Source organism: Chryseobacterium cucumeris, assembly GCF_001593385.1.
Taxonomy (GTDB): Bacteria; Bacteroidota; Bacteroidia; order Flavobacteriales; family Weeksellaceae; genus Chryseobacterium; species Chryseobacterium cucumeris.
Map to the genome: position 1 here is coordinate 24,301 of NZ_LUVZ01000005.1, position 25,761 is coordinate 50,061.

General features: G+C 33.4%; 26 protein-coding genes. 11 read left to right on the plus strand and 15 right to left on the minus strand.

Features of this window, described 5'->3' with window-relative positions; translation table 11 throughout:
* Positions 1-15: 15 nt before the first annotated feature.
* From A1704_RS08225 to A1704_RS08245, 5 genes are all read right to left on the minus strand, one after another.
* Entirely contained in the window at positions 16-1,470 is a 1,455-nt protein-coding gene (locus tag A1704_RS08225; protein WP_062672347.1) for a DUF3945 domain-containing protein, read from the minus strand.
* A 92-nt stretch (positions 1,471-1,562) separates the two neighbouring features.
* Positions 1,563-1,850 carry a helix-turn-helix domain-containing protein gene (locus A1704_RS08230; protein ID WP_062672350.1) on the minus strand — a complete coding sequence of 96 codons (288 nt, stop codon included), beginning with the start codon at positions 1,848-1,850 and terminating at the stop codon, positions 1,563-1,565.
* Positions 1,851-2,316: 466 nt separating this feature from the next.
* Positions 2,317-3,747 carry an exodeoxyribonuclease VII large subunit gene (locus tag A1704_RS08235; protein WP_062672352.1) on the minus strand — a complete coding sequence of 477 codons (1,431 nt, stop codon included), beginning with the start codon at positions 3,745-3,747 and terminating at the stop codon, positions 2,317-2,319.
* A gap of 139 nt (positions 3,748-3,886) precedes the next feature.
* The gene (locus tag A1704_RS08240; protein ID WP_062672355.1) at positions 3,887-4,495 is read right to left on the minus strand and encodes an alpha-ketoglutarate-dependent dioxygenase AlkB family protein; all 609 of its coding nucleotides are present in this window, start codon (positions 4,493-4,495) and stop codon (positions 3,887-3,889) included.
* Positions 4,496-4,621: 126 nt separating this feature from the next.
* Complete coding sequence (locus tag A1704_RS08245; RefSeq protein WP_062672358.1) at positions 4,622-5,398, minus strand: XRE family transcriptional regulator; 777 nt, start codon at positions 5,396-5,398, stop codon at positions 4,622-4,624.
* A gap of 61 nt (positions 5,399-5,459) precedes the next feature.
* Between A1704_RS08245 and dinB the strand changes: the two genes are divergently transcribed.
* A complete protein-coding gene (gene dinB / locus A1704_RS08250) occupies positions 5,460-6,602 on the plus strand; it encodes a DNA polymerase IV (protein WP_062672360.1) in 1,143 nt (380 codons plus the stop codon).
* 7 nt (positions 6,603-6,609) lie between these two features.
* Complete coding sequence (locus A1704_RS08255) at positions 6,610-9,663, plus strand: DNA polymerase III subunit alpha (protein WP_062672362.1); 3,054 nt, start codon at positions 6,610-6,612, stop codon at positions 9,661-9,663.
* A 140-nt stretch (positions 9,664-9,803) separates the two neighbouring features.
* On the opposite strand, the gene A1704_RS08260 is transcribed toward A1704_RS08255, so the two are convergent.
* The 3 genes from A1704_RS08260 to A1704_RS08270 form a co-directional block, all read right to left on the minus strand.
* Positions 9,804-10,487, minus strand: a complete 684-nt coding sequence (locus A1704_RS08260) for a hypothetical protein (protein WP_062672364.1) — start codon at positions 10,485-10,487, stop codon at positions 9,804-9,806.
* A 199-nt stretch (positions 10,488-10,686) separates the two neighbouring features.
* A complete protein-coding gene (locus A1704_RS08265; protein ID WP_082798736.1) occupies positions 10,687-12,051 on the minus strand; it encodes a TolC family protein in 1,365 nt (454 codons plus the stop codon).
* Between the two features lie 254 nt (positions 12,052-12,305).
* Complete coding sequence (locus A1704_RS08270; protein ID WP_062672368.1) at positions 12,306-12,962, minus strand: hypothetical protein; 657 nt, start codon at positions 12,960-12,962, stop codon at positions 12,306-12,308.
* A gap of 981 nt (positions 12,963-13,943) precedes the next feature.
* Between A1704_RS08270 and A1704_RS08280 the strand changes: the two genes are divergently transcribed.
* The 5 genes from A1704_RS08280 (at position 13,944) to A1704_RS08300 (ending at position 16,920) form a co-directional block, all read left to right on the plus strand.
* A complete protein-coding gene (locus A1704_RS08280) occupies positions 13,944-14,417 on the plus strand; it encodes a hypothetical protein (protein ID WP_062672373.1) in 474 nt (157 codons plus the stop codon).
* Between the two features lie 100 nt (positions 14,418-14,517).
* Entirely contained in the window at positions 14,518-14,916 is a 399-nt protein-coding gene (locus tag A1704_RS08285) for a hypothetical protein (protein ID WP_062672375.1), read from the plus strand.
* A 23-nt stretch (positions 14,917-14,939) separates the two neighbouring features.
* Entirely contained in the window at positions 14,940-15,206 is a 267-nt protein-coding gene (locus A1704_RS08290; protein ID WP_062672378.1) for a hypothetical protein, read from the plus strand.
* Positions 15,207-15,481: 275 nt separating this feature from the next.
* Positions 15,482-15,787, plus strand: a complete 306-nt coding sequence (locus A1704_RS08295; protein WP_062672380.1) for a hypothetical protein — start codon at positions 15,482-15,484, stop codon at positions 15,785-15,787.
* 950 nt (positions 15,788-16,737) lie between these two features.
* Positions 16,738-16,920, plus strand: coding sequence for a hypothetical protein (locus A1704_RS08300; RefSeq protein ID WP_062672381.1), 183 nt, complete (start codon positions 16,738-16,740; stop codon positions 16,918-16,920).
* Between the two features lie 9 nt (positions 16,921-16,929).
* Here the strand turns inward: A1704_RS08300 and A1704_RS08305 are convergent, their stop codons facing one another.
* The 7 genes from A1704_RS08305 to A1704_RS08340 form a co-directional block, all read right to left on the minus strand.
* Positions 16,930-17,247 (minus strand): hypothetical protein, encoded by a 318-nt coding sequence (locus A1704_RS08305; RefSeq protein ID WP_062672383.1) that lies wholly within the window; start codon positions 17,245-17,247, stop codon positions 16,930-16,932.
* Between the two features lie 87 nt (positions 17,248-17,334).
* Positions 17,335-17,556 (minus strand): hypothetical protein, encoded by a 222-nt coding sequence (locus A1704_RS08310; protein WP_062672385.1) that lies wholly within the window; start codon positions 17,554-17,556, stop codon positions 17,335-17,337.
* 21 nt (positions 17,557-17,577) lie between these two features.
* Positions 17,578-18,123 carry a hypothetical protein gene (locus A1704_RS08315; RefSeq protein WP_062672387.1) on the minus strand — a complete coding sequence of 182 codons (546 nt, stop codon included), beginning with the start codon at positions 18,121-18,123 and terminating at the stop codon, positions 17,578-17,580.
* 75 nt (positions 18,124-18,198) lie between these two features.
* Positions 18,199-19,221, minus strand: a complete 1,023-nt coding sequence (locus tag A1704_RS08320) for a hypothetical protein (protein ID WP_062672389.1) — start codon at positions 19,219-19,221, stop codon at positions 18,199-18,201.
* Between the two features lie 121 nt (positions 19,222-19,342).
* Entirely contained in the window at positions 19,343-19,627 is a 285-nt protein-coding gene (locus A1704_RS08325) for a hypothetical protein (RefSeq protein ID WP_062672392.1), read from the minus strand.
* A gap of 354 nt (positions 19,628-19,981) precedes the next feature.
* Positions 19,982-20,455 (minus strand): hypothetical protein, encoded by a 474-nt coding sequence (locus A1704_RS08330; RefSeq protein WP_131797489.1) that lies wholly within the window; start codon positions 20,453-20,455, stop codon positions 19,982-19,984.
* 321 nt (positions 20,456-20,776) lie between these two features.
* The gene (locus tag A1704_RS08340; RefSeq protein ID WP_062672398.1) at positions 20,777-21,310 is read right to left on the minus strand and encodes a hypothetical protein; all 534 of its coding nucleotides are present in this window, start codon (positions 21,308-21,310) and stop codon (positions 20,777-20,779) included.
* 844 nt (positions 21,311-22,154) lie between these two features.
* Here A1704_RS08340 and A1704_RS08345 point away from each other — a divergent pair.
* From A1704_RS08345 to A1704_RS08360, 4 genes are all read left to right on the plus strand, one after another.
* Positions 22,155-23,174 (plus strand): sensor histidine kinase, encoded by a 1,020-nt coding sequence (locus A1704_RS08345; RefSeq protein WP_062672400.1) that lies wholly within the window; start codon positions 22,155-22,157, stop codon positions 23,172-23,174.
* The gene (locus A1704_RS08350) at positions 23,171-23,950 is read left to right on the plus strand and encodes a LytR/AlgR family response regulator transcription factor (RefSeq protein ID WP_062672402.1); all 780 of its coding nucleotides are present in this window, start codon (positions 23,171-23,173) and stop codon (positions 23,948-23,950) included. Before A1704_RS08345 ends, A1704_RS08350 begins: the two co-directional genes overlap by 4 nt.
* A 99-nt stretch (positions 23,951-24,049) precedes the next feature.
* Positions 24,050-24,436 carry a hypothetical protein gene (locus A1704_RS08355; protein ID WP_062672404.1) on the plus strand — a complete coding sequence of 129 codons (387 nt, stop codon included), beginning with the start codon at positions 24,050-24,052 and terminating at the stop codon, positions 24,434-24,436.
* Positions 24,433-25,512, plus strand: coding sequence for an alpha/beta hydrolase (locus A1704_RS08360; RefSeq protein WP_062672405.1), 1,080 nt, complete (start codon positions 24,433-24,435; stop codon positions 25,510-25,512). Before A1704_RS08355 ends, A1704_RS08360 begins: the two co-directional genes overlap by 4 nt.
* Positions 25,513-25,761: the final 249 nt, after the last annotated feature.

Below are 25,761 nucleotides of genomic sequence, written 5' to 3' on the forward strand. Positions count from 1 at the left end.
GGATTTAGATGTTGATTATAGTTTTTGTCTTCTTGGTTTTCTAACCTTTTTTTGCTGATCTTCTTGTTGCTTATTGACAGGCTGCTGCTGTTTTGATTCTAAAGGCTCTTTGATATTTTTAGTAGCTTCATTGGTTTTACCCTGGGTGTTAACCGCAGTTTGAGTTTTATGATCTTCTGTAGGTTTTGCCCCTTCTTTGAGCTGATTAGGATGAGTGAATAAAAAGTCTGTTTTGGAAGTTTCTTTATTGAAGGTAATATAGCCTTGATAAGCTTTACCTTTAGCATCGGTAAGACCGTCAACGTACACGGTTTGTCCGGCTTTAAATTTTTCATACTGTGAATCATCCAGTTCTTTTCCTCTGAATATTTTGGGTGCTTCTTGCTCCGGACGTTGTGGTGGCTGTTGGCTATGATGATGGTTTTGGATTTGTTGCGGTGCCCGGTTATTGCCAAACAAAAATTCTACATACCGCTTATCTGCATTGAATTGTACAGTGGCATCGAAAGACTCTCCTTTTTTGGAAGTCATGCCTTCAAGATACAAGGGTCCTCCTTCCAGTAAAGTTTGTTTCTGATGTTCATCAAGTTTTATTCCTTTGATTTCATCAGGAATTTTCATGTACTCCGATCGATACGCAACAAGCTCATTGGTAAGCCTATCTCGGCTGATGACTGATGGAATGATTTCATCGGTTTTAGGATTCACCAGATTTACTACCCTGCCCATATTACCGGTTTCCTTCAGGTTCTTTTTGTCCTGATCACTGAACTCATGCCCGAGGAATTTCATATTGAGATTAGGCTCTTTGCGGATACCATGCAAATGGACGGCAACCTGTCCTGTATCTCCTGTTTGAAGGGATAACCGGACATCCATTTTGCTGACTGCCGTTCCCAGATTAATGGTAATGGGAATCAATGTATTGGTTTTAAAACCTCTGAGTAGTGAATCCATAGCATCCATCTTTTCAAGCTTCTCCTGATTAAGTCCGAATTTTTCCATCGTTTTCCAGTCGATCTGTTCAGGCTGAAAACGATATTCCTGATTGTCTGTGTTGTTGTTCATTGTATTTTGATTTTTGGGATTATTGTTGTGTTTAGGTAAAACTTCGTAGTCTTTCAGCCTTTCTTTTTCTTCGGGTGATGCCTGATCAACATATTTTTGAAGATCCTTGGCAGTATTGACAGCATCATATTCTGAAACCTTGAAAAAATTGAAGCGTGTCGGATTCTTGAGCTGCCGGTAGAAATTTGAAAAGAAGTTGGAGAAAATATCTCCATGCTTATCAACTTTGATCAGCTCATCATTTTTATTTTTTTCTAGTGGAGAAACCTTTTGAAGATTGCCTTCTTTATCAACTCCTTTTACCATCTCTACCTGATTGGTATCAGAGTTCAAAACAAGTAATGTATCTCTTGCCAGTTTGATTTCACCGGTTTCCTGAGCGTTTATTATTTCATCTTCCATTGTATCTTATTTAATGGAATGAAGGTATTTACTCGATCACGAATTGATAAAATTTGGAATTATAATAATGGATTTGGCTGCTAAAGTCTTGATCATAATGAAGAGCTTAAACTCTCTCTGATCAGTTGATGAACATCTGAAAGCTTATAATACAGCTTCCCGCTGATGGTATAGTAAGGCAGCTTTTTATCCGTTCGGTATCGCTGTAATGATCTGGAGCTTATTTTTAAAAGCTGTAAAACATCCTGATTGTCCAAAAGCTGCTCCCCATCAATTTCTATAAATCTGGACTGGTTCTTAATCATCTGTTCCTTTAGTAGATCAAATCTTTCCATGATTCTATCCATCCAGGCTATAAATTCTGTTCTCTCAATATTCATAACTGTGATTTTTATGATTGTTGGTGATGTAAAATTGAACAACAGGAATGATATAAAATCACTACTTTTTCGTAGTAACGAAAAAGAAATTTTCATGTGTTAATAAAAAAATTAAGAGTTTTTGATTATCAGTGGTATGATAAATTACAACCAGGCAGAAAGAATATTGGCAATCAGCAGAACTTTTTTAGATGCTTTTTAAAAATAAAACCTCTCATAAATGAGAGGTAGCATGATTAAGTAGGGGGCAATTTTCGCTGACTTTTGATTAAATGTAATAGAAATATCAACAGAAGGATATTCAAAACATTTCTTATTAAAGATACTAATTTTTGAGAAATAATTGTATATTTAATTGTTTTTAGAATGTTTAACAAAGAACATTTTTTGCCTCCTGGTCATGCGGGAGGTTTTTTATTATAATTAGGATTGGTCGTCCTTAAAATGAAAGATGAATAGAACAGCTTTACAGAATCTTTGCCAATATAAAACCTGTGATCAAAGCTGCTATAGCTGCCACTGCAATCTTCACATAATCCGTTTTGCTGTTCTTTATTTCAATATTCAGTCTTATATTTTCCTGCTGTAAAGATTCCATTCCCGCCTTTAAAGAAGCTGTTTTTTCATTAATAGCTGCCTGTAAATTTTTTTCATGCAATGCAGCAAGTTCCTTATTATAGTTTTCAATCTCCTGTTGTCTCTCTTTCTGCTGGTCGGCAAAGTTCTTCTGCATTTCCTGAACCTGTTTTGCCGAAGAATCCTGGAACTTTTGAAATTCTTCAGTTCTTTTTGAGAGTTGATCTGTTAAGGTTTTTACCTGCTCACCGTGTTTCTCTGAAAGATCTTTCTTTAATTTCTCTACCTCTTCATTACGAACCTTAAGCTGCTCCGTAAAAGCTTTTACCTGATTTTCAGATTGTTCTTTAAAGATCTTCTGAGCTTCGGTGAATTCATCATTTTTCTTTTTAAGTTGCTTCTCCAGTGTCAGCACCTGCTCTGCAAACTGTTTACCCACATCCTTTTTAACTTCATCAATCAGTAATGCCCGTGAATTTGATTTTTCATGGGAGAGTTTTTCCACAATGGAATGAAGACCAGCTCCATAATCATGCGGTAGATGAAATCTTTTATCAGCCAGCTTATCCAGCAGAGTTTCATCTACTGTATGACCTATTGCTGTTACAGTCACCGCTTCCAGGGCAATAAATAATTCTGAAAGAACTATATCATTGAAAACTTCCAGACTTTGCCGGTCTCCTCCTCCCCTTACCAGCGCGATAATGTCATACCCTGATTCAGAAACCTCCTCCAATTTTTCAGCAATAGATGTTGATGAAGTGATACTGCAGCTATATTCCGAGACCTGGAAATACTTCTGTGAAATATCCAATCCCTCTGCAAAGTCTTTTTGTACGATTGCATTATTTCCATAAATATTAGCAATTCTGACTGGCTCATCTTTGAGAAGTTTATTCCTGATTATGGACTCAAGATCTTTGGATCCTTTTTCAAGCTTTTTCTGGATGAGTTCATATCTCTGTAGTTCTTCTTCTGAAATTGCCCGTTCCTCTTGCTGGATAATTTCATCTACAACGAAACGCAATTCTATAGAGGAGTTTTTAATACTTTTCTCAATATACCCTCTAAGCGTATAGATATCATTGTTTTCAATTTTACTTCTCAGTAATGCTGATATTCTAACACCAATAGAAATAGTATCAGATTCTGAAAACAGATGATCATAGTAATAGTTCCCATAGGATTTTCCTCCGCCGAAGGAATATCTTCCCTTAAGATAAATTAGATTAACGGTAGCATTAAGCTTTAATGCATTGCTAAACAGTCCCAATACTGATCCCGGAGAATAAATCTGATAAGTGGGTTCATTTCCCTGCATACTTCCTCAAAAATTAAATGATGCTAAAGTTATTGCTATTTTATAGAATATAGCATGCCTCATATTATGGTTATTATTAATTTTATTAACAAGTGATGGTTGACTCTCGTGGCAGTCATTGTATTTAGCTTAATAAAAACTAAAGATTTTGAATTAACCTGAACGTTAGATTAATCCGTTCTTTCATGGGTACGTTTGATTTGGCAATCCTGTGCTCCCACTCTTCCTGAAGATTACCTTTCATGATCAATAAGCACCCGTGAGGAAGAGGAAGACTGTATTTACTTTGGTGGTGGTCTTTTTTTCTGAAATCAAAGTTTCTGGTTTGTCCAAGACTGATGGATGCAATTACAGGACGTTTACCATAACGGCTTTCCTTATCCCGACGCCAGGCGACGGAATCATTATGATCACGATACAGGTTTAGCAGAACACCATTGAACTGACAGCCAAATTCCTTTTCAATTCTTTGTTTTAAAGAGAACAATTCAGGAGTCCATGGATTGGTTGGCTTTTTATTTTCTTCGGAATCGTTGTATTTTGAATCTCCATACCAAGCGGTCAACCGTGGAGTAAATACCATCTTATCGTACATTTTCTGGGTACGCTGTTCCCAGGGCGCAGTATCTAATAATTTGTTTTTAAGCAGGTCTGCTTCTTCCCGGCTCAGGAAGTTCTCTCTGTATTCCAAAAGATCTTTTGGAAACTCATAGAATTCTTCGGCATCAAATAAACTCAGCTGGGTCATTTAACTTTAAATTAAAATATTTATCTTAGCAGTATCCCGTTACTTCGGGATTTTTTTTCATCATTTGTGTTTTTTTAGCTTCCCTTCGGGGAAGTTTTTTCATTATGCCATGTACTCAAAATGAATTCAATTCTTATCTTCCATTTTTTCTTTGATCTGTTTGATATCAGTTTTAATTTCTGTGATAAAGTTTTGAATATGATGTTCTGAAAATTCATCAGGTTCATATTCTTTGGTATTAATACTACAGGCAAATTCCCAGATTTCTTTAATCTCAGGTAATGGAATTTTATAGGGCTCATAAAATTGATTGTCAGCCTTTACCCATATACCATCGGCTTCATGAAACTGAAACCTTTTGTAACTGATACCATCATTGGCGGTAATGAAAACATACGTTCTGTCCGTTTTCAAATCCGAAAGATTTTCTACATATTTTCCCACAATGTAAGTTCCGTTCTTATAGGGCGGCATTGAATCTCCATCAGCAGGAAATGCCCTGAACTTACCCCCTTTTAAAAAAGGTAATGATATGGTCTCCAGATTTTCTATATATTCCGGATCTCCATAGCCATTCAAATAGCCCATAGACGCTTTTTGGGGAATAATTTCAATCTGATTGTTTCCATCCTGATCAACCCTTATAGGCAGAACGATCCTGTTCTCAGGAAGCTCCATGATTTCATCGATAGAAAATTTTCTGACATCTACAGTCAATAGCAGGTCGATGCTGATGTTATAGAATTTTGAAATTCTAAGCAATATTTCAATAGGCGGTTCTGTTCTACCATATTCATAGGCAACATATCTGGATCGGGTAAGAATTAATAGATCTGCCAGCTCTTGCTGAGTCATATTTTTCTTTCCTCTCAAAAACACGATGTTATCAGAGAATTTTGACATTGTTACAATTTTAGACAACAAAAATACAAAATTTGTTTCAAAACGTAACTAATTTTGTAACATGGAAAGAGCAATTGTACATATGGATTTGGATACGTTCTTTGTTTCCTGTGAAAGGCTGAAAAACTCTGAACTGGAGAATAAGCCTGTGATCATAGGAGGTGGAGATCGTGGTGTAGTGGCGTCCTGCTCTTATGAAACCCGCTTTTTCGGAGTCAGGAGTGCCATGCCGATCAAAATGGCTTTGCGGCTATGCCCCGAAGCTAAAGTCATTAAGGGAGATATGGAAATGTATTCCAATATGTCTCATATGGTAACGGAGATTATTCAGGAAAAAGTTCCTGTTCTCGAAAAAGCAAGTATTGATGAATTTTATCTGGATTTATCCGGTATGGATCAGTTTTTTGGATGTTATAAATGGACTCATGAAATAGCAGAAAGCGTACAGAAAAACACAGGACTACCCATAAGTTTTGCTTTATCTACCAATAAAACTGTATCCAAAATCGGAACCGGAGAATCCAAGCCAACCGGAAGATTAGAAGTGAAACAATCTGACATACAGCCGTTTTTAAACCCGCTTTCAGTAAAGAAGATTCCTATGGTTGGCGATGTTACTTTTCAACTGCTGTCAAGACTGGGGATCAGAACGATACAAACGCTTTCAGAAATGCCTGTTGACGTTCTTCAGCAGCTGATTGGTAAAAATGGAAATGAGCTTTGGAAAAAAGCACACGGAATTGACGAAAACCCTGTGGTTCCTTATTCGGAACGAAAATCCATTTCTACAGAAGATACTTTTGCCCAAGACAGCATCGATATTCAGGGTATTAAAAGTATACTCTCAGCAATGGTTGAAAAACTCTGTTATCAGCTCCGGGCAGAGAAATGGCTGGTATCGGTAGTGGTGGTAAAACTCCGCTATTCCAATTTTGATACGGAAACCAAACAATGCAGGATTCCTTACACCTCAGCTGATCATACCCTGCTCAGGTATGTTTTAGAACTCTTTAAAAAAGTATATACCAGGCGTATGAGAATAAGGCTGGTCGGTGTAAAGTTTACCGGACTGGTACACGGATGCCATCAAATGGATCTCTTTGAAGATACGGAAGAATTAATATCACTGTATCAGACAATGGATAAAATCAAGAACAGGTTTGGAGCATCAAGTGTAGGAAGAGCCTCAGGTTTATTAAAATAATTACAACATGTTTCTAAATTGTCATTCTTATCACAGCCTAAGGTATGGAACCATTTCTATTAAAGAACTGGTTGAGCAGGCTGTACATTTTAATATTAAAACCCTGGCTCTTACCGATATCAATACCATTACGGGAATATATGATTTTTATAAGCTTTGTCAAGATCATCATATCAAACCGATCGTCGGAGTGGAAGTAAGGGTTCAGAATGAACTGTATTATATCTGCCTGGCGAAAAATCAAAAAAGTATCGGAGAGATCAACAGGCTTTTAACAGCTTACAATTGTGATGGCATTGAAATTCCTAAAGCAAATCCTGATTTTAAAGATACTTTTGTTATTTACCCATTAGAGAATATTCCTGAAAAATTAGCAGACCATGAATTTATAGGCATCAGACAGGACCAATTAAACTTTTTAATTCAACCAGAATTGAAAAAGTTAATCCATAAAATGGTCATTCTTCATCCGGTTACTTTTGCAACCCCTGAAGAATATGAACTTCATAAGATATTAAGAGCTATTGATCATAATACACTGATCAGTAAACTTACAGAAGCTGATTACTGTAAAGACAATGAAATGTTTACTGATAAAAAAGAGCTTCTGGCTGAGTTCCAATATGAGCCACAGATTATTGAAAATACAAAGTATATTGTCAATAGCTGCTATTTTGATTTTGATTTTTCAACACCCAAAAATAAAAAGCATTTCACAGACAGTAAGGAAAATGATTCTAAGCTTTTAAAAATGTTAGCCTATCAGGGGCTCTCTAAAAGGTATTCTGATGATAATCTGCAGGCAAAAGCAAGAGTGGATAAAGAGTTAGGAGTCATTGACCAACTTAATTTCTGTGCTTATTTTCTGATCACCTGGGATATTATCCAATACAGCAACCGGATGGGATTTATGCATGTAGGAAGAGGCAGCGGTGCCAATTCTATAGTCAGTTATTGCATCGGTATTACTGATATATGTCCTCTGGAGCTGGATCTGTATTTTGAGAGGTTTTTAAACCTCAACCGTAAAACACCACCGGATTTTGACATAGACTGGAGCTGGCAGACCAGAGATATTATCTTGGGATATATTTTTGATAAATATGGTAAGGATCATGTTGCATTCTGCGGAACCAATGTGGAATTCAAGTACCGTTCTATTTTCCGGGAAGTAGGAAAAGTATTTGGGCTTCCGAAAGATGAGCTTGATATACTGGCAACGAAACCCATCCAAGAACATGATACTAATTCGGTATCAAGACAGGTTCATTACTACGGAAAATTGTTGGAAAAATTTCCGAACCAGAGAAGCATGCACTCTTGCGGAATTCTGATCTCAGAAGAGCCTATCACCAATTATTCTGCATTAGAAATGCCCCCCAAAGGTTTTCCGATTGTACAGTTTGACATGTACACCGCTGAAGAAATTGGCCTTGAAAAGTTTGACATTCTCTCACAGAGAGGCTTGGGCACCATTAACGACACGGTAAAGCTAGTGAAGGAAAAAAGAGGTATTGATATCGATATCCGTGATACTTCTTTGTCAAAAGATGAAGCCAGATGTAATAAGTTCTTAAGTTCCGGAAAAACCATAGGCTGCTTTTATATTGAATCTCCAGCCATGCGGGGATTACTCCGCAGACTGAAATGTGACAATTATAAAGTATTGGTAGCAGCCTCTTCCATTATACGACCTGGAGTGGCTCAAAGCGGAATGATGCGGGAGTATATTTTCAGACATAATAATCCCACAAAATTTGAATACTTCCATGAGGTTTTTGAAAAGGAATTAGGAGAAACATACGGTATTATGGTTTATCAGGAGGATGTTATTAAAATTGCGCTGCATTTCGGAGGATTATCTGCTCCTGATGGTGATGTACTGAGAAGAGCTATGAGTGGTAAAGGCAGGTCTTTATCAGCATTACAGAAAGTAAAAGATAACTTCTTTGAATCCTGTAAAAAGCTGGGGCATCCTGAACAATTATCCATGGAAGTATATCGGCAGATTGAATCTTTTGCAGGCTATTCATTCTGTAAAGCCCATTCTGCTTCTTATGCCGTGGAAAGCTATCAGAGCCTATACCTCAAGGTCTACTATCCTATTGAATTTATGGTTTCTGCCATCAATAATGGTGGTGGATTCTACAGAACTGAAGTCTATATTCATGAGGCAAGGATGTCAGGAGCTACTATCCATAATCCCTGTGTTAATCTAAGTGAATATCAAACCACGGTGTATGGTTCGGATGTTTATTTGGGATTGATGCATATCGAAAGACTGGAAACAAGGTTAGCACAACTGATTCCTGAAGAAAGAACTCTGAATGGAGAGTATACCTCCCTGGAAAACTTTGTTAAAAGGATTCCTATCGGCATCGAAACATTGCAAATTTTAATCTTTATCGGAGCATTCCGCTTTACCGGAAAACAGAAGCATGAGTTGCTTATTGAATCAAGATTTCTGTTGGGAACTCATAAAATTGCTTTCAGGCATTTGACTTTACTGGACGAACCTCAGAAAGATTATCAGCTTCCCACCATAGAAAGAAATCCATTTGAAGATGCTTTTGATGAAATAGAAATATTGGGATTTCCTGTTTCTTTCAGCCCTTTTGATTTATTACAAACCCGATACAGAGGTTCCGTTTTAGTAAAAGATTTATTGAAGTTTCATAAACAACAGGTTAAGATGCTTGCTTATCTTATTTCAAGAAAGCATGTACCAACCAAGAAAGGAACAATGTATTTCGGAACCTGGGTCGATGCTCAGGGAGAATATTTTGATACCGCTCATTTTCCCAACTGCCTTGAAGAATATCCTTTTCAGGGTGGTGGGTGTTATCTTCTATTAGGAACCGTGGAAGTCGATTTCCATTTTCCTACTGTTACTATTCATAAAATGGCCAAAATGCCTTTTATTCCCGATCCAAGATATTCTATGGATAAAGAAAAGTCTTTGGAAGCTCAACGTAATTTACATGAGGATGTCAGTATGACCTGGCGTAAGCCATATCCACAGGAACATGAAATCGGATTGCCTAGGCAGAAAATGCTGTAAGAGAATTTAGTTATTGGAAGTATTAATTTGCTATTTTAATTCAGGATTTCTTTGAAAAGCTTTTATTTTTTTTAATACATCCATATAAATATCTTCTTTCAAATGCAGATATTTTTTTAAATCTTAATTAACAATACTAACTAAGGTCTGCCCATTTCAAAGTCTAATTTTATGCTTGTGTGCTTTGATAGCCAATCTTCTATTGATTTTATCAACATATTCTTACGATCGATAAATTCCTCTACTGTAACATAAGGAAATATTACAAAAAATGAATCATCAATTTTATGGTCATAACTCATTTTAACATAATTTTCATAACTGAATTCAACTTCCTTATCTACGGCATATAAATCAAACAACTTCAAATGAGTCTTAATTTCAGTTGGTAGTAAATAGCTGCTCATAAAAGTCCTTAATGGTTGTAAAAACAATAGATAATCATCACTATTAACTGCTATTTTTTTTGGATACATTCTATTGAATACTGGATCACTTTTAAGATCCTCTTCTATATTGATAAAACGTAAGAAATATTTGATCTCACCAGTATGAATTGTTAATGATTTACCCTTCATTTGATCGATCAACTCAAAAACTTTACCCGTTTGTTGTTCAATCAATTTACTATCCATCCCATATTTTTGATAAAGTGATAATGCAATTATCATTGTTATCAGCGTTGCGAAGGCTCCTAATGCTGTGAAAGCAGTTGCAAAAACAGAATTAAGTGAGTCATTGTCTGATCTGACCAAAAATGGAAGAATAAAAACGATTGCACAAATAAAAATACTTCCGAAGATTAAAGTTGAATTTTGCTTCATAGCTAGCAGATAAGTTTTTATTAAATTCAAATTTATAAATAAATTAGCATGGTGATATTATCTTGAACGTAGAAATTAAAATTAGAAAATTTAATACATGATAGTAAAAAGTCAGCTAATTCTTTCTTCATTAATAATTAAAAAGCCGTCCCATTTCTGAGACAGCCTTACTAACATATAAAATCAACTAACTAATATATTATTGTAATTTACCTGCTAACGCTTTAAATAATAGCACATTGTTTCTGGTATTTTCATGTTGAAATTTGAGAAGGTCAAGCTCGGCTTGCAGCTTGCTTTTCTGAGCATTGATCAGTTCAAAGTAGTTTGCATAACCCGTAATATACAAGTCGTTAGATACCTCTATTCCCTTATCAAGATAATGAACTTCCTCTTCTTTAAGTTCTAAAACTTTATGAAATATTTGAGTCTGTTTCAGAATAGACTGCAGCTCATTGAAGGCAGTAGTAAAACTCTTCTGATAATTCAGAAATGCAATTTCCTGTTCTATGCCAGCAACTTTAAATTCATATTGCAACTGGCCTTTGTTAAAAACAGGGACCATCAGACCTCCTAAAATCTGTCCCGCCAAAGAGGCTGGTTTGAAAAGTGTTTCGGCAGAAAAGGAATTGATTCCAAATCCTGCTCCAATATCAATTTTAGGATAAAAAGCAGCTCTTGCAGCCTTGGCATCAGCATGTGAAGCCTTAAGAGAATAGTAGTTTGAAATCACATCCGGCCTGGAATGGATTATCTTATCAACATTGATATTGGAATTCAGGATATTGAAATTCGTAGTCAGAAGCGTGTCTCCTCTCTGTACATCCCCATCATATACCCCTGTTAATGTTGATATGGCTTGCTTCACCGTCACTATTTCTACTTTAATATGTTCAATTTCTGCCAGCCAGTTATTGTTCTGCGCCTTAAACTGCTGTACAGCCAGTTCAGTTACCTTACCGACTTCACGCTGTGCTTTGATAATTTCAAAGGCACGCTTCTGAAGATTGTAATTATCCCGGTAGATTTTTAGCCGCTTGTCTAAAGCAATCAGATCATAATATAGATTGGCGATATCCGTAAAAAGATCGGTCTGAAGAAGCTTCAAACCTTCTGTTGATGCCAGAAATTTGTTCTGAGCTGAAAGTTTCTTATTTTTTAGTTTTCCCCAGGCATCAATTTCCCAGCTACTTCTTGCACCCATCCAGTAATTCGGGGTAAAGGAAGTATTGATCTTTTGTTCTTCTGTGATATTGGAGGAGAGATTGGTATCATAATTCCCAACCCCTTCCATTGTATATTTTCCGTACCGGTCGCCGGAAACCTGAACTCCAACTTCCAGAGAAGGCAGTAATTCTGTTTTTGACCGCTTTAATAAGCTGTTGGCTATTTCTACTCTTTGCTGGGCTATTTTAAAATCAGGATTGGCTTTTTTTACCTCCCCGAAAAGATATAATAAATGGGGATCCGTAAAATAACCTTTCAGATCTATTCCAGAAAATTCCGACCTGCCGGTAGCTGAATCTGCTGCAACGGCATCCGGTAGTCTATTGGCTTCCTTCATAGAAGCTACTTTAGGAACAGCACAGGATGTCACAAATAGTTTCCGTTCTCAAAGATTACCGAATCAGGAGGACTATAAAATGATTCATGCGGTTCCTTGTAATCTGTAATGGTCTTGCAATTCAGCTTATCTGAAATAATTTTTGCTAAATACTGTCCCCGTTCTATCGTATTTTTATCCGGAGTGTACTTTTAATTGTTCTTCCGTCATACTTATTTGCTAAAAGTTTTCTTACCCCTTGTAAATGTTTGTTTTCAAGGATATTCAAATCCAAACTCAAATTGTTCTAATCTGTCATTCCATAATTTATAACTTGCAAAATATTTGGGCATATTGCTCTTTTCCAAAACTTTTGATTTACTGTCTTTCGGTTGTTCAATGACATAATAAAGTTCTATGTAATTTTTTGTACTGTCAATTGGCGCATAACAATCCCCCAATTTTTCAATAATTTGCTTTTTTGTCAAGCCTAATTTTATTCCTTTTTCTGTTATAAATGTATTAAAGTTTAACTCTTTAAATCCATCACTGGTTTTATCCGATTTCTTAACTTTAATTATTGAAATCTGGTTTTTACTATCTCCGGGATGTTGCGTTAAAGTTAGAATTTCGCTTTTAAGTTTTGAATAAAAAAGATAATGGTCTAATGTATCTATACTATTTTCCGAACCAATAATTTTTGTGGCACTTTCTGAATTTCTTAAAATTATTCCGGAAAGAGATACATCAGGTTCATCAAAAATACAATTTGATTTATTTAGTTTTTCAATCGCTTCAAATTTTAATCTTTCTGCTTTGTCCGGCTCGGGAACAAGTTCAGTTCTTTCATGTTCACCTTCAGTTTGTTTTTGTATTTTATTGCAGTTGTTCAACAATATTAATGTCAAAATTATAATTAAAGTATTTTTCATTTTTTCTGTTTTGAAGTTTCATTTTAGCCTTTTGGCAAACCATTGTCAGCCTCTGTTTTCCAGATTAATTTTATATAGTACAGCCGTAGTTACCACAATCTGAAATAATAATGTTTGTGAGCTTGCTATTAATGCGCTACTAAACAGTTCTGCATATGAAAACGTACTCCAAGCAGCTACCCTATCTTGAAACAGTAATAGGGTAATTTTATAAAATGATACAGCAAATGGAATTCCGATTATTGAATATTTTATTAACGAATTCCAACTTATTATTTTGAGAAGTGTGTATAAAATTATTAACGGTACAGCAATATATAATATAAAAATATAGAAAGTTTGTTGGATAATAAAGTAGTCTATATAATTAGCGGCTTGTCCATACTGAAATAATAAAAATATGTCAAAAAAAGGTTGAAATATTGATATAACCAGTATGAAAAATATTAATTTTAAGATTTTCCTTTGATGTATGTTTTCCATGTGTTATATTACTTTGTTTGAAATTATCGCTCTATAAAAATTGTGGAAATTTTCAATTCAACATCTTGTACCGCATCTTGCCAATACAATGTTATCTATAGCTGCAATTAGTCCATTTTGTGAGTTGTAATTAAAAGAGAAGCAAGAAATCCACAACAAATAATCCCTAAAATATTTAAAATTATTTTATTTTGATGCTTCCTTTTTAAAAAGCTTAGTAATGCCGGAATTATAAAAAGATTGCAAATTAATAATAATGGTAAAGCAATAAATCCAACCCCCATTGGTCCTCAGTCCGATTTTTTAATTCATTCCTAAGATCCACTTTTTGAACCTTAATTAATTTGGCAGATAGTTGTTTAACAATTACAGCTAACCTCCAAATTTACACATTGCCTCAACATAGTCAATCAGTATTAAAATATATTTTTAAACTATCCTTTTGAGATTTGCACTCATTTTAATTGAAAAAATATATTTTTGTGGAAAATAATAAACATGAAAATATCAATTACCCGTTTGGTGAGTACGGTGATACTTGCTGCTTCTCTACAATCCTGTGCAAGTACCTCTTCCGTAGCCAATAAAATTACTGTTGAGTCCGGTGAAATTCCTCCAGATATGAAATCTGAAGACTTTACGTTAATTGGTGTATTGAAAGAGAGAGGAAGTTATGACAAATATGTGAAAATAGCATTTGCAAATTATACAGGAAAATATGTTTTGGCTACCGAGAACGAAATCAAAGATAAATACAACGACACGAATCAATACCGTTATATAATGGATTATGAAAGAGAAACTGCAAGTCTTACAGTTGTTGGCAGCGGAAAATCTCAAACTGTTCCTGGAAAAAGATATTTTATTTTAGACAGAAAAACCGACAAGGAGTACAAAAGAAAAACATGGTCTAGCTTTTATACTAAAGAGATGCAAGCCTATCTGAAAGCGATAGAGGCTGTTAAAAATTAATTTTTAACGATAAGCTGTAAGAGGTGGGGATTACCACCTCTTTATATTTAAATTAGGATCAACGCTAAATACTGAAGCCATTTGTTATCATTAAAAATCGATGAAAGAACCTAAGTTGAGATTTGTCACCAGAAAATCTATAGATGATTTAACAAAAAATTTGAATCTTCAATACACTTTATCTGATTATCAGGATTGGGAATTTATTGTTGGAAAACCAGAAGATATAGAAGAATATATCAATTATTATACTACTGAAGCTGATGAGGATAATAAGTTCGCTTTAATGGAAATCATCATCCAGGCAACTGAAGATCAAACAATGGAAAACGACTTTTTAAAATATTTAAAAATTGTTTTAAAACTGCTAAAAGAAAATTTCCGTTTACATGAATATTCTGTCTTTTACTGGTCATGTTTCGAAAATGAAAATATAGAAGACTGCTGGAAAGTAAGTCCATATATTAGAGAGTTATGGCAAGAATGCAGCATCGGCTAATATACTAGTTAAGTAATAGAAATATGAACAGATTTATAAATATATTCAAGCAAAAAGATGAAATTTGTGGAAATTGGTCTTCTGAGAATGGAAGTGGTTTTTCAGTGGTCAAGGGTTCTTGGATTTCATTTAAATCCAATGAAACAGGAGAATACAAAAGTTGGTCTAACGGAGATGATGAAACTTATTATAATTACGCCGGGAAATTTACATGGAAAAGAACCAATAAAAATCAAATTGAAATAAAAGAGTCCAATAAAAATTCTGAATTAATAAACTATAAAATATAAACAATCAACGGTGTGAAAGAATTGAGTAATCTCAATTTTGAAATGGTAGGAAATTATAAACTGGAAGGATTTTGGAATTTTTATCAGACTCTGTACAAACTCTAAAATATCTAAACTTAACCTTGTTCTAAAATGTGAAACGTGTTAGCAAAATGGATATTTCAAAATTACTTTTCAATGAAATATTAGCAGATTTCAAGATTGGGAAGCCTTCTGATTATAGAGATCATCTGGAAGTTATCACTGAGCAATAAGGCGATATTCCAGGTATTAACATGCTTACTCTTAATGGTTTTGATTTCGAAATCATTGTATTGGATGAAATTATTTTAGGAATTCAATATGATTTCACTTATGAACAAACAGATCACCTTTTCATGACGGTAAATGATGAAAAATTACCATTAAACCATAAACTGGTTTCAAAAGACTTAGAAAATTTTCTTATTCGAAATAACATTAATTTTGATTTGCACGAGTCAAACATAGAACCTTTCGCCATAAATTTAAAAAACTCGAATTCTGCATTCTATTTTGACAATGATCATCAACTTTTTAAAATTTCAGTATTTGAGTCTTAATACTGTCGAAAATCCAGAGATTCCTCCACCGAAAATTGCTATATCATACTCTTCTACCATTGAGCTTTCTTTTGTTTGATTGTATTGAATTTTATGGTCATTGCCTGAATGGTATCGAAAATTCCAGGAGATTTAATTTTATAAAGAAGTTTATTCTTGTGTATTAAAAGCCTGTCACTGCTCAAAAACTTTGATGCATCTTCAATTCCTCCTAAAATGATTATCGTATCACCCGATAGTTTATATTCTTTATCTAATATTACCCCAAAAGAATTATTCCCTGTATTGATTTGAATATTAACAGAATCCAGTAGATCTACCTTACAATAATCGGTCCCGTTTCTGTATTCTGCAGAAAGAAGTATTTTGTTCCATCGTTTTACATTTTAAGCTACAGTTTTTGGATCTTTATGCCCGATAAAATCAATTTGCATATAAATGAAATATAGAATCCCAAAAATTCCACCAATTGAGATACCTGCAATTAAAAGGGTTTTAATAATACTTTTCATAGAGCTGAGTCCTTATTTTAAAATGGAATCATTCAGAAATAGGAATAAAGGGAAATACAGAAGTAACTTTTTTCTCATTGTCTTTCACAGTTTTCGGTAAATCTTAGATTCACTCTATTAGTTTTAATACAGTAAACTTACAAAAAATAACTTTTCAAAGGTATATTTGAAAAACATCGTCAGAAACTCTCTTAGTCATCAAATATTACTTAACTTTAGTTAATGAAAAATCATAAATTAATATTGTGTTTCATGGTGTCATTTTTCATCATTTCGTCCACTATGATTATTCTAAAACATCATTTATCGATCTACTTTCCCATAGTGTTTTTATTCTTGTTTTTTCCTTTTTTAATCTATCTCGGCATTACTTCAGCGTTAGTTTCGTCAACTCATATTAAAAAAAATCATTTTGATTTTTATCTTAAATGTAAATCCATGACACTTGGTTCAGACGGTAATATTGTGAACCTTCTGTCTGTGAGCGATAAAGAAATTATAGAACTTCAGGATCAAAAAGTTTTAATTTTCAAAAATGAAATGAAAAGTATTGTAAAATTAATTCTCGTATGTTTTCTGAGCTTTATTTTGCTCAGTATTCTTACCGTTATTATGGTATGAAAAGGAGTTTTATTTTATAAAAAACACTCTTCCATCCCAGGAAAACTCTCCACCTCTTCCCCATGTCGCATAATAAATTATACTCAAACAAATAATGGAGCTTATCACAATAAGTGGAAGCCAATATTTATTGTTATTTTTCTTCTTGAGCCGTCTTGTAATTAAGACATGTCCAACAGTTGCCAAAATAATCGGAGGGAAATAAATAATGTTTCCTAGCCCATGACCAAAGTTCAAAAGCCCAAGCATTGTCAAAACACAAAGTCCAATCAGTATCCACAGAACGATCCTGTTAAGTTTTTTTAAATTTATCTTTATAACTTTCATGTTATTGCATATGAGAAGAGGTTAATTATTTTTTAAGGTAATAATCTGCTGAAAAATTCTTTCTCCCAATATTGTATCCCCTACAAATTAATCACATTGACAGGTCGGAGCAAACCATATCCATAAATCTTCCAGAGCGGCTTTGTTTCCATTTTCCAATTCAAAAATATGATCTTTTAAATCTTTATGAAATTCTTCAGCAGAAAAATATTGACCTGAGTATCCTCCTGAAAATTCTGACAATATCCTTTCAGCTTGTTTTAAGTCATTGATTAAAGATCGGGTGCCATTTTTGAAGTCATTTTCCATTTCAGAAGATTTCAACCGGATTTACTTATTCATGAGTTCCTGCAGTTTACGGAAATCACCACAACTTCCGAAATTTCGGATATTTCTTTCAGTGCCTATTATTGTCGCAAGATGACAGCTATAACAGATCTTAGCAATTCCCACAATCTGATCTTTTTTCCTGAAAATAAAGATATCTCTAAATATAGGAATGCAAAAACTTCCTAAATCGTCATTACATGGCTTTTCGCTGAAAATAGTATTTATTTCTGGGTATCGTTTTTTATCAATATCAGTTTTCTTAAAACCGTATTTTATAAGTTTTTCAGGAAAATCCTCTTGTATTGTTTCAGGATAGTTATTTCTTAATAGTGACAAAAACAAGGAATCTTTTTTACTTATTTTTTCATACTCGAATGAGTTTTTCTTTCTCTGATATTCTATCTTGGAAATATCTTGAGTACTAATATCTATCGAATAATAATCAACCTGGTCAAAATCATAAAATGGTAATTCCTGAGCATGAATTGCAGAAGAAAATAATAAAAGCAGAATAAGAACCGACAGTAATTTGAATGAGAATTTCATAAATATTTCAAGGGTAATTTAAATTTTTACATTCAGTATTCTTTTAAAAAAAACAATTCTAATAAATATCATAGTTTATTTCTCTTCATCGAATGTTTCGTGATATTCCACGGTGTTTTGATTTCCGTAAGGGTAATCACCAAAGCGTTTTACAACATCATGTGTTGACAATAAAAGAAAATCATTGATTGCCATTTCATCGTTGCTATGTGTATTGATGTAATCAAGAACAGTTAACGCAGCCTGCTCTCTCACTTTATCATATGTATGATTCGGAATATCAGATGTTTTTGAAATTCCATAAACAAACTGCTGGCTTACAATTCGCCATTTCAGCCAGGCTTCAAAAAGATAAATGCTATACTTTTTTTGGTCTATAATTGATTTGTAAATCTCAATTGCTTTATTAATTGAATTTTCATCAAGACTTTCAGCATTCTTTACATACTGATCTGCGAGTTCAATATTATAAATAGAATATTCTTGAAAGTCTGTTGTCTGTTTTGAAATTTTTTCAATCAGAATCAGAGCTTCTTTCAAGTTTGTTGTCTTTAATTTTTTGTAAGTTTCATATTCAGCCGACTTAATATAGTTATTCTTATCAATTGTTTTCCAATACATTTCTTCAGTCATGCTGATAAAATTATGAGTTGCAAAAGTTGAGTACAGATAATTCATGTATTTCTCACTGAACGCTGTATATTTTTCAAAATCCTTTTTAAAATCACGTGAATCAAAGCCTTTATTCTTAGAAATATTGTAACTCTGTTTTGTTAAGGTTAAATAATTAGAAATATAATTGTTAAGAGTATCATTTTTAAAGTGAATCTTTTTTAAACTGTCACAGACTTGAAGATAATTTCCGAGTAATATTTTTAATTCTTTGTCTGTGCTATCGTCGACCATCAAATTGATGATTTCTTTCTGTTCGGCAATGATATGATTGATGTGAAATGCCCGGTAAGCATCTTTTAATTTAATAACTAATTTTGAATCACTCTGAACCTCATCTAATAAGTCCTGACTATAATAATGACTAAAAACTAAAAATGATAAAATTATTGTGAGGAGCTTTGATTTAAAATTCAATATATTCATGGTTATTATTTTATTAGTTTATTTTTTCCCGGCAAATAAAAATAGCTTTCATAATTGCCATTCAATATTGTTTACAGATAGTCTTTATTTTTCTTAAAGACACTGTAATTCTAAAATTCATCTAATTTAACATCTTAATCTTCATTGTACCTCTCCATTCATATTTTAATTTCAGAAATTTATTTAATTCCTTTGTTAATTGTGTTGCTTGGGTGTATAATTCACTTTCCATTTTCTCAGAATCCGTTTGAAAAAACCGATGGGTATTAATTATAAAAAGTTCTTCACTATTCTTATCTTTTAGTTTTGCCGTTACTGTGCAGTAAGTTCGTCTCATTGATTTTCCACTACTTATAAACACTTTTTCTTTTTGTCCACTTGTAGTAATTGCTTCAATATTTTCCAATGGAAATGTTTTTGAAATAAAATAGTTCTTTTTGAGGTAAGAGTATGCGTACTCCAGTCAATGACTAAAATATTTTCTGAAGAGAAATGCCTGAAAAAGATTGTAAAACTGTCTGAAAAGCAAATATAAGTCCACCTCCAATACTAATATAGTTCATTGTTTTCATACCCTGACTTATCAAAAAATAAGTTGCCACAAAAAGACAAAAACCAATATAGCAATAGCATCAAACCAGTCTTTGGCTGTTTTTTTATAATGTACTGCTAGGTTTATTTTGTTTTCGAAAATGGTGAAATTTTCAATTCTTTTTTCTGAATATTTCATAATATTTTGATATGTGCCGTTATATTTTGATTAGTTTCTTAATCTCGAATACCTAATCACCACATTCATTTTAGAATCCCCTTGTTTTATAGTCAGAATATCTGTTTCTTGATTGTAATTAACAGTGTATTTGTATTTCTGATTAGCTTTTTCATCAAGAATTATGGTTCCTTCTACAAGTTTATATTTTAAGTTAATTTTTGTTTGATCTCCATCAAATTTATAGGCTGTAATGGTGTTTTCATTAATATGAAGCTCAGCGGTTTTAAACTGATTATACAATTTTTCACCTATTCTTTTCTTTTCCTCGGAATCTTTAAGATTGCCTACTGTTTTCTCAAAATAATTAAGTGTATATTTTTCAGCATTTTCATAATAAATAGTATCTGAATCCATTGTATAGAGATTAAGCTTCCATGTTCCGGAAATGTCTTTATTTACTTCTTTTTCAGAAAGAAATAACATACTGGTTATCATAAAAATAGAATAAATAAGAGTTTTCATTTGAAAGGTATTAGTTGGTTATTTAGTTTCGTTTTTTTGATTTCTTTGCCTGAGAAAAATAGCCCATAAAATAAATGTAATTATCCCCAGGAAAAAAGTCAGCAAGAGTACCGCATTAAAAAAGCCGGATGCTTCGTTTCCCATCGTTTCCCCCCAATAGGGAGCCATCATAGAAATACACACAATTATCATAGCTAAGAATGATAAGGAAAATAAAATAACGAGTGTTGTAAGTAGAATTCTGGTCATTAGTTTCAGTTGTTTCATGTAATCATTAAAGCGTTTTTTTAATCGAATTATGAACATTTAAATTAGAATGCATTATTCAGATTTTATTTTTACAAATAATATAGTTTTAGAATCTTGTCCCTTTTGATATTCAATTGATAAACTATAATTATTATCATTACCATAAGGAGTAGCCCACTGAGATAGATTGCCGTTTTCATTATAGAATTCAAACAACCCATCAGTACCATCTGTTTTCCAGGTTCCATGTTTTTGTAATCCAATTTTTTCATGTCCATCAAACAGATAGGTTCCATCATCAAATAAGATTAGTTTAAATCCATTTATTCTACTTTTACTTTTTTTAAGAGATCCATTATCGGAAGAATTTAAAATATAAGTTCCAGCAAAATTTTCCATTTCACTTTTACGGATTGACGGCAATGTTATTAAATACCAAATAGCAATTAATACCCAACATAAAATAGGAATAATGCTAATTTTAAGAGCTGTTTTTTTTAACGCAGAAGATTTTCGAATAACCGCTATCAACATTACAATTAATGCAATTACTATAAATAATGCACTGACTGAAAGTAGCAGTATGAATAATAAACTTTCTAGCATATTTCAATATTATTAAGGTAAATTATATGATAGCCAAATGATAAATGATATGGTCAGTATGATAGAAGTTAACGAACCAAACAACGGTGACCAACCCATTTCTTGCATTTTTGACTTTTTCTGATATCTTAAGTTGATGATAAAAACTGATATGGTACAACAAAGAAAATATGAATATTATTAAATCAAAACTATCTAGTAATTGCAGTACTGCAATTAGTAAAAATCCAGTTAAAATTGTTAGAACAATAGAAATTAGTTTCAATTTTTTGCGTTTTTTGTAAATATAATAAAAAAATCAACTATATATTCTTCACATTTTATATACTTTTATTTTACAATTCAGTATTTTCTAATTCTATATTACAGACAGATAACGCAAAACAAGAATGCAAGATACTAATATATCTTTATATTACAACCCGAAACTAAATTGTAAAAAAGTTGATAATTAAGGTACCAAAAATTTTCTACAAAGCATAACGATTCAATCTCTTTTAAATTGGCTCAAACGAATTAAATCATCGATAAAAGTGTTTGAAGATACGCTCGTATTGGTCTCCAAAAGCCAAATGCACCACCTGAAGAAGGTTGGCGCCATTTTTTTAATAACACTTCTTAATAGATTTTTAATCTTGAAAGTTCTGTTAAGGAAAATGATTCTATTTAAATCTCAATTGAAGCTGATATCTCAGAACGGAAACTTCATATTGTAATTGTTTTAACTGGATTACCCACGAATTTTTACGATATGGTCTTCAGATTTTATTCTTTCGCCACCCAATTTTACAGTTTCACCTGTTTATTGTATTATTAGTTTCAATATTTTACTTTCTTTGTAAAAATGATTAAGAACGAGAGAAAAATATATCTGTATAGTGCCTTGCTGATTACACTGGTCGTCAATTCAGCAAAACTGATGGCACTTAATAGTGATGGGATTATTGCCCGTTACTGGCAGTTCAATATTTGGGAGTATGGTTTTCAGTTTATCTACAATTTGACGTTCTGTCTCGTCTTGTTTTATCTTAATCTTTCTGATGGTAAATTTTTTAGTGGGTTTAGAGAAAACAAAGAATATTGGAACCTTTACATATTCAATACTACAGTGGTTGTAACCGCCATTATATTGGGAAGCCTGATCCATTCTGTGTGGTTTGGAGTTCTCCAGTTTCCTGGAGGCAGAATAAGGGGATATTTTGCCAGGTTTTTGCTCAGCAGTATTATGACTGCCGTAATGATTCGTCTTATTCTTCTGATGCGCGAAAGCAGGAATAAAGATCTTATCAACGAACAGCTCAATTCTGCTTATCTTACAGCGCAACTGCAGCTGCTTCAGGAACAATTAAAACCGCATTTTCTGTTCAATACGCTGAGCAGTCTTTCTGCCATTGTAAGAGAAAATCCGCCTTTAGCCCAAAACTATATTCAACATCTTTCCAAAATATTCAGATATACTCTGCTCCGTTCAGGAAATGATTGGGTAACTCTTGAGAAAGAGTTTGATTACTTGAATTCTTATATCCAACTCATAAAAATGCGGCTGGAAAACACCTTTCAGGTTCAAATCAATCTCAGCGAAAACATTTTGAGTAAAGAATTACTTCATTTATCACTGCAACCTCTGGTGGAAAATGCTGTTAAACATAGTAAAGCTACAGTTTCATCTCCTTTAACCGTAGAAATTTATGACGAAGATAAATGGATTATCATCCGAAATAATCTTCAACCTACTATTAGTGAAGCCGAAGGAACCGGACTTGGTCTTGTCAATCTTAATGAAAGATATAAACTACAATTTCATAAGGAAATAGAAATCCTTCAAACGGAGCAATATTTCACAGTAAAACTTCCTTTATTATGACACAGAATTTACATATCGTAATTATTGAAGATGAAGCTGCTACTGCAAGAAATCTGAAATATATCTTACAAGAAATCAATCCTGAGATTGAGATTATTATAACATTACCAAGCGTCGTTGAAGCAGTAAACTGGTTCGAAACAAACGATAATATTTATGATGTGATATTTTCAGATATACGCCTTTCAGATGGATTATCATTTGAAATCTTTAGCAAAACGAAAATCTTAAAACCTGTTATTTTTGTAACTGCCTATAATGATTATGCTATCGAGGCTTTTCGGAACAATGGTATTGATTACGTTTTAAAACCTTTTGACAGGGAAGAAATACTTCGGACTTTACTTAAATATAATACTCTTATTGCTTCCAATGTAAACAACGAACTGCCTAAAACAAAGTCTTTGCTGCACGAACTTCAATATGCTGCAAAACAATATAAAAAATCATTCCTGATCCATTATTGCGGAAGACTTATTCCCGTAGAAGCAGCTAAAATCAATTGGTTTTACACAGCTAACGAAATAGTGTATGCATATCTTGCTGATGGCAGACAATATTTTGTGGAATTTACACTAGAACAACTGGAACGTGAACTTAATCCTTCCCTTTTTTTCAGGGCAAACCGCCAATTCATTATCAATAAAACTGCGGTAGATGCGGTAGAATATTTTTTTAACGGAAGACTGCTTGTGAAAGTACATCCGTTACCTCAGGAACAGATAATTGTAAGCAAAGCAAAAGCCATGGATTTTAGAAAGTGGCTGGATCAGTGATAATTTCACCCCTTGATTTAGCAGGTTCACCTTTTTTTATATTAAAGTAAATATCGGGTATTGCTACATTTGTTTCATTAAAAATTAAAATTCTCCAAGATGCTTTTAAAACAACAAAAACAATGGTCGCTTTTTGTAATAGCATTTCTATATATGACATTAACAAATGTATCGGCTCAGGCAAAAAAATTAAAGGACAAAACTCCGGAACAGCGTGCAAAGATGCAGACAGAATGGATGACAACTAAACTGGCTTTGAGTATGTCACAAATCCAGCAGGTTTCTGCGCTTAACCTTCAGTATGCCCAAAAGAATGAAACTATTATTCAGAGTAGCGAAAATAAACTCTTTAAATTCAAAAAACTGAAAGCTCTACAGAAAGAAAAATCTAATGTCCTGAGCCAAATTCTGGATGCAGCACAATATCAAAAGTATCAGGAAATTAAAGATCAAATGATTCAAACTTTAAAAGAAAAAAGAAAATGAAAAAACTATTTTATCCATGGGTAATCATTTTGTTTATTACCACCTCAGCATGTTCTCAGAGCATTAATGACATTGACCTAGCGGCTCCTATTCAGCCAAAGCTTACCAACAGTTTTCAGGGACCTATTCAGAAACCGGTATCAGGATATGGTGCTGATGGCAACTATGAAGTGGCTGAAATTGATTTTAATAATCCACAATACGCAGGAACAGAGGTTTCTATTTTCTATCCTAAAGGAATCACGTCTCCCAGACCTACGATATTCTTTTCACATCCGTTTGGTGGTGAAGACAAGGATTATAATATTGAACTCTATAACTTTATCGCAAAAAAAGGTTATGTTGTGGTATTTGTACCTTACCGTACTCTTGATATCAGTGTTGATCACCGTTACCAAACCCTATGGGAAGGCTTCATAAAAGCTGCCACAGATTATCCCAATATTATTGATACTCAGAAAGTAGGATTTATGGGGCATTCTTTCGGAGGTGGAGCAAGTATTGATCTTGCATATAAAGCATTTACGGAAAAAAGTTGGGGACAAAACGGACGTTTTCTTTTCACCATGGCTCCGTGGTATTCTTTTAACTGGAACAGTACATTGACTACCCAACAGCAATTGCAAAGTTTTCCTTCTAACACCAAAATGATCACCCAGGTCTATGACCAAGATGATGTAAACGATCACAGAATGGCAATTGATATCTTTAAAAACATTAATATTTCTAATGCTGAAAAAGATTTCATTTATGTTAAATCATCTACTGTTAAAGGATACAATTATGTAACAGATCACGCAATGCCAAGTTCCCGAAAAGTATTTGATGCATTGGATTATTTTGGTGTATACCGTCTTTTAGATGCAATGATGGATTACTGCTTCAACGGTAATACCAGTGCCAAAAATGTAGCTTTAGGCAATGGTTCTGCTGCACAAGTTACCATGCCTTCCTATAGCGGACAGTCGATGGCTCCGCTGGAGGTTACAGATAATCCTACTCCTAAATACCTGCAAATCAAATATCAGTTTCCATGTGGAAGCAGTACAAACCCTAGAATTTCTTACTGTAACTAGTATGAAAAACAGTTCTTTTTGAATAAAAACACATTTAAACAATAATTAAAAAGCTTTCCCGCTATGTGGAAGGTTTTTTTATTATCAAAACTATTTATTTCAGAAGGCACAAAATAATCAATTAATAGTATATTGTGTTCAAAAACAAATTAACAATGTCTGTCAAAAATCACGTTGAAAACCTAACAAAAAGATCAAAAAATTCTTTGACCTTTTAGATCCCGCCGTGAAGGAAAAAAAATGGTAATG

Coding starts and splice junctions, on each gene's coding strand:
- A1704_RS08225 (WP_062672347.1), bottom strand. CDS start 1,470: ATGGAAGATGAAATAATAAACGCTCAGGAAACCGGTGAAATCAAACTG.
- A1704_RS08230 (WP_062672350.1), bottom strand. CDS start 1,850: ATGAATATTGAGAGAACAGAATTTATAGCCTGGATGGATAGAATCATG.
- A1704_RS08235 (WP_062672352.1), bottom strand. CDS start 3,747: ATGCAGGGAAATGAACCCACTTATCAGATTTATTCTCCGGGATCAGTA.
- A1704_RS08240 (WP_062672355.1), bottom strand. CDS start 4,495: ATGACCCAGCTGAGTTTATTTGATGCCGAAGAATTCTATGAGTTTCCA.
- A1704_RS08245 (WP_062672358.1), bottom strand. CDS start 5,398: ATGTCAAAATTCTCTGATAACATCGTGTTTTTGAGAGGAAAGAAAAAT.
- dinB (WP_062672360.1), top strand. CDS start 5,460: ATGGAAAGAGCAATTGTACATATGGATTTGGATACGTTCTTTGTTTCC.
- A1704_RS08255 (WP_062672362.1), top strand. CDS start 6,610: ATGTTTCTAAATTGTCATTCTTATCACAGCCTAAGGTATGGAACCATT.
- A1704_RS08260 (WP_062672364.1), bottom strand. CDS start 10,487: ATGAAGCAAAATTCAACTTTAATCTTCGGAAGTATTTTTATTTGTGCA.
- A1704_RS08265 (WP_082798736.1), bottom strand. CDS start 12,051: ATGAAGGAAGCCAATAGACTACCGGATGCCGTTGCAGCAGATTCAGCT.
- A1704_RS08270 (WP_062672368.1), bottom strand. CDS start 12,962: ATGAAAAATACTTTAATTATAATTTTGACATTAATATTGTTGAACAAC.
- A1704_RS08280 (WP_062672373.1), top strand. CDS start 13,944: ATGAAAATATCAATTACCCGTTTGGTGAGTACGGTGATACTTGCTGCT.
- A1704_RS08285 (WP_062672375.1), top strand. CDS start 14,518: ATGAAAGAACCTAAGTTGAGATTTGTCACCAGAAAATCTATAGATGAT.
- A1704_RS08290 (WP_062672378.1), top strand. CDS start 14,940: ATGAACAGATTTATAAATATATTCAAGCAAAAAGATGAAATTTGTGGA.
- A1704_RS08295 (WP_062672380.1), top strand. CDS start 15,482: ATGCTTACTCTTAATGGTTTTGATTTCGAAATCATTGTATTGGATGAA.
- A1704_RS08300 (WP_062672381.1), top strand. CDS start 16,738: ATGACACTTGGTTCAGACGGTAATATTGTGAACCTTCTGTCTGTGAGC.
- A1704_RS08305 (WP_062672383.1), bottom strand. CDS start 17,247: ATGAAAGTTATAAAGATAAATTTAAAAAAACTTAACAGGATCGTTCTG.
- A1704_RS08310 (WP_062672385.1), bottom strand. CDS start 17,556: ATGGAAAATGACTTCAAAAATGGCACCCGATCTTTAATCAATGACTTA.
- A1704_RS08315 (WP_062672387.1), bottom strand. CDS start 18,123: ATGAAATTCTCATTCAAATTACTGTCGGTTCTTATTCTGCTTTTATTA.
- A1704_RS08320 (WP_062672389.1), bottom strand. CDS start 19,221: ATGAATATATTGAATTTTAAATCAAAGCTCCTCACAATAATTTTATCA.
- A1704_RS08330 (WP_131797489.1), bottom strand. CDS start 20,455: ATGAAAACTCTTATTTATTCTATTTTTATGATAACCAGTATGTTATTT.
- A1704_RS08340 (WP_062672398.1), bottom strand. CDS start 21,310: ATGCTAGAAAGTTTATTATTCATACTGCTACTTTCAGTCAGTGCATTA.
- A1704_RS08345 (WP_062672400.1), top strand. CDS start 22,155: ATGATTAAGAACGAGAGAAAAATATATCTGTATAGTGCCTTGCTGATT.
- A1704_RS08350 (WP_062672402.1), top strand. CDS start 23,171: ATGACACAGAATTTACATATCGTAATTATTGAAGATGAAGCTGCTACT.
- A1704_RS08355 (WP_062672404.1), top strand. CDS start 24,050: ATGCTTTTAAAACAACAAAAACAATGGTCGCTTTTTGTAATAGCATTT.
- A1704_RS08360 (WP_062672405.1), top strand. CDS start 24,433: ATGAAAAAACTATTTTATCCATGGGTAATCATTTTGTTTATTACCACC.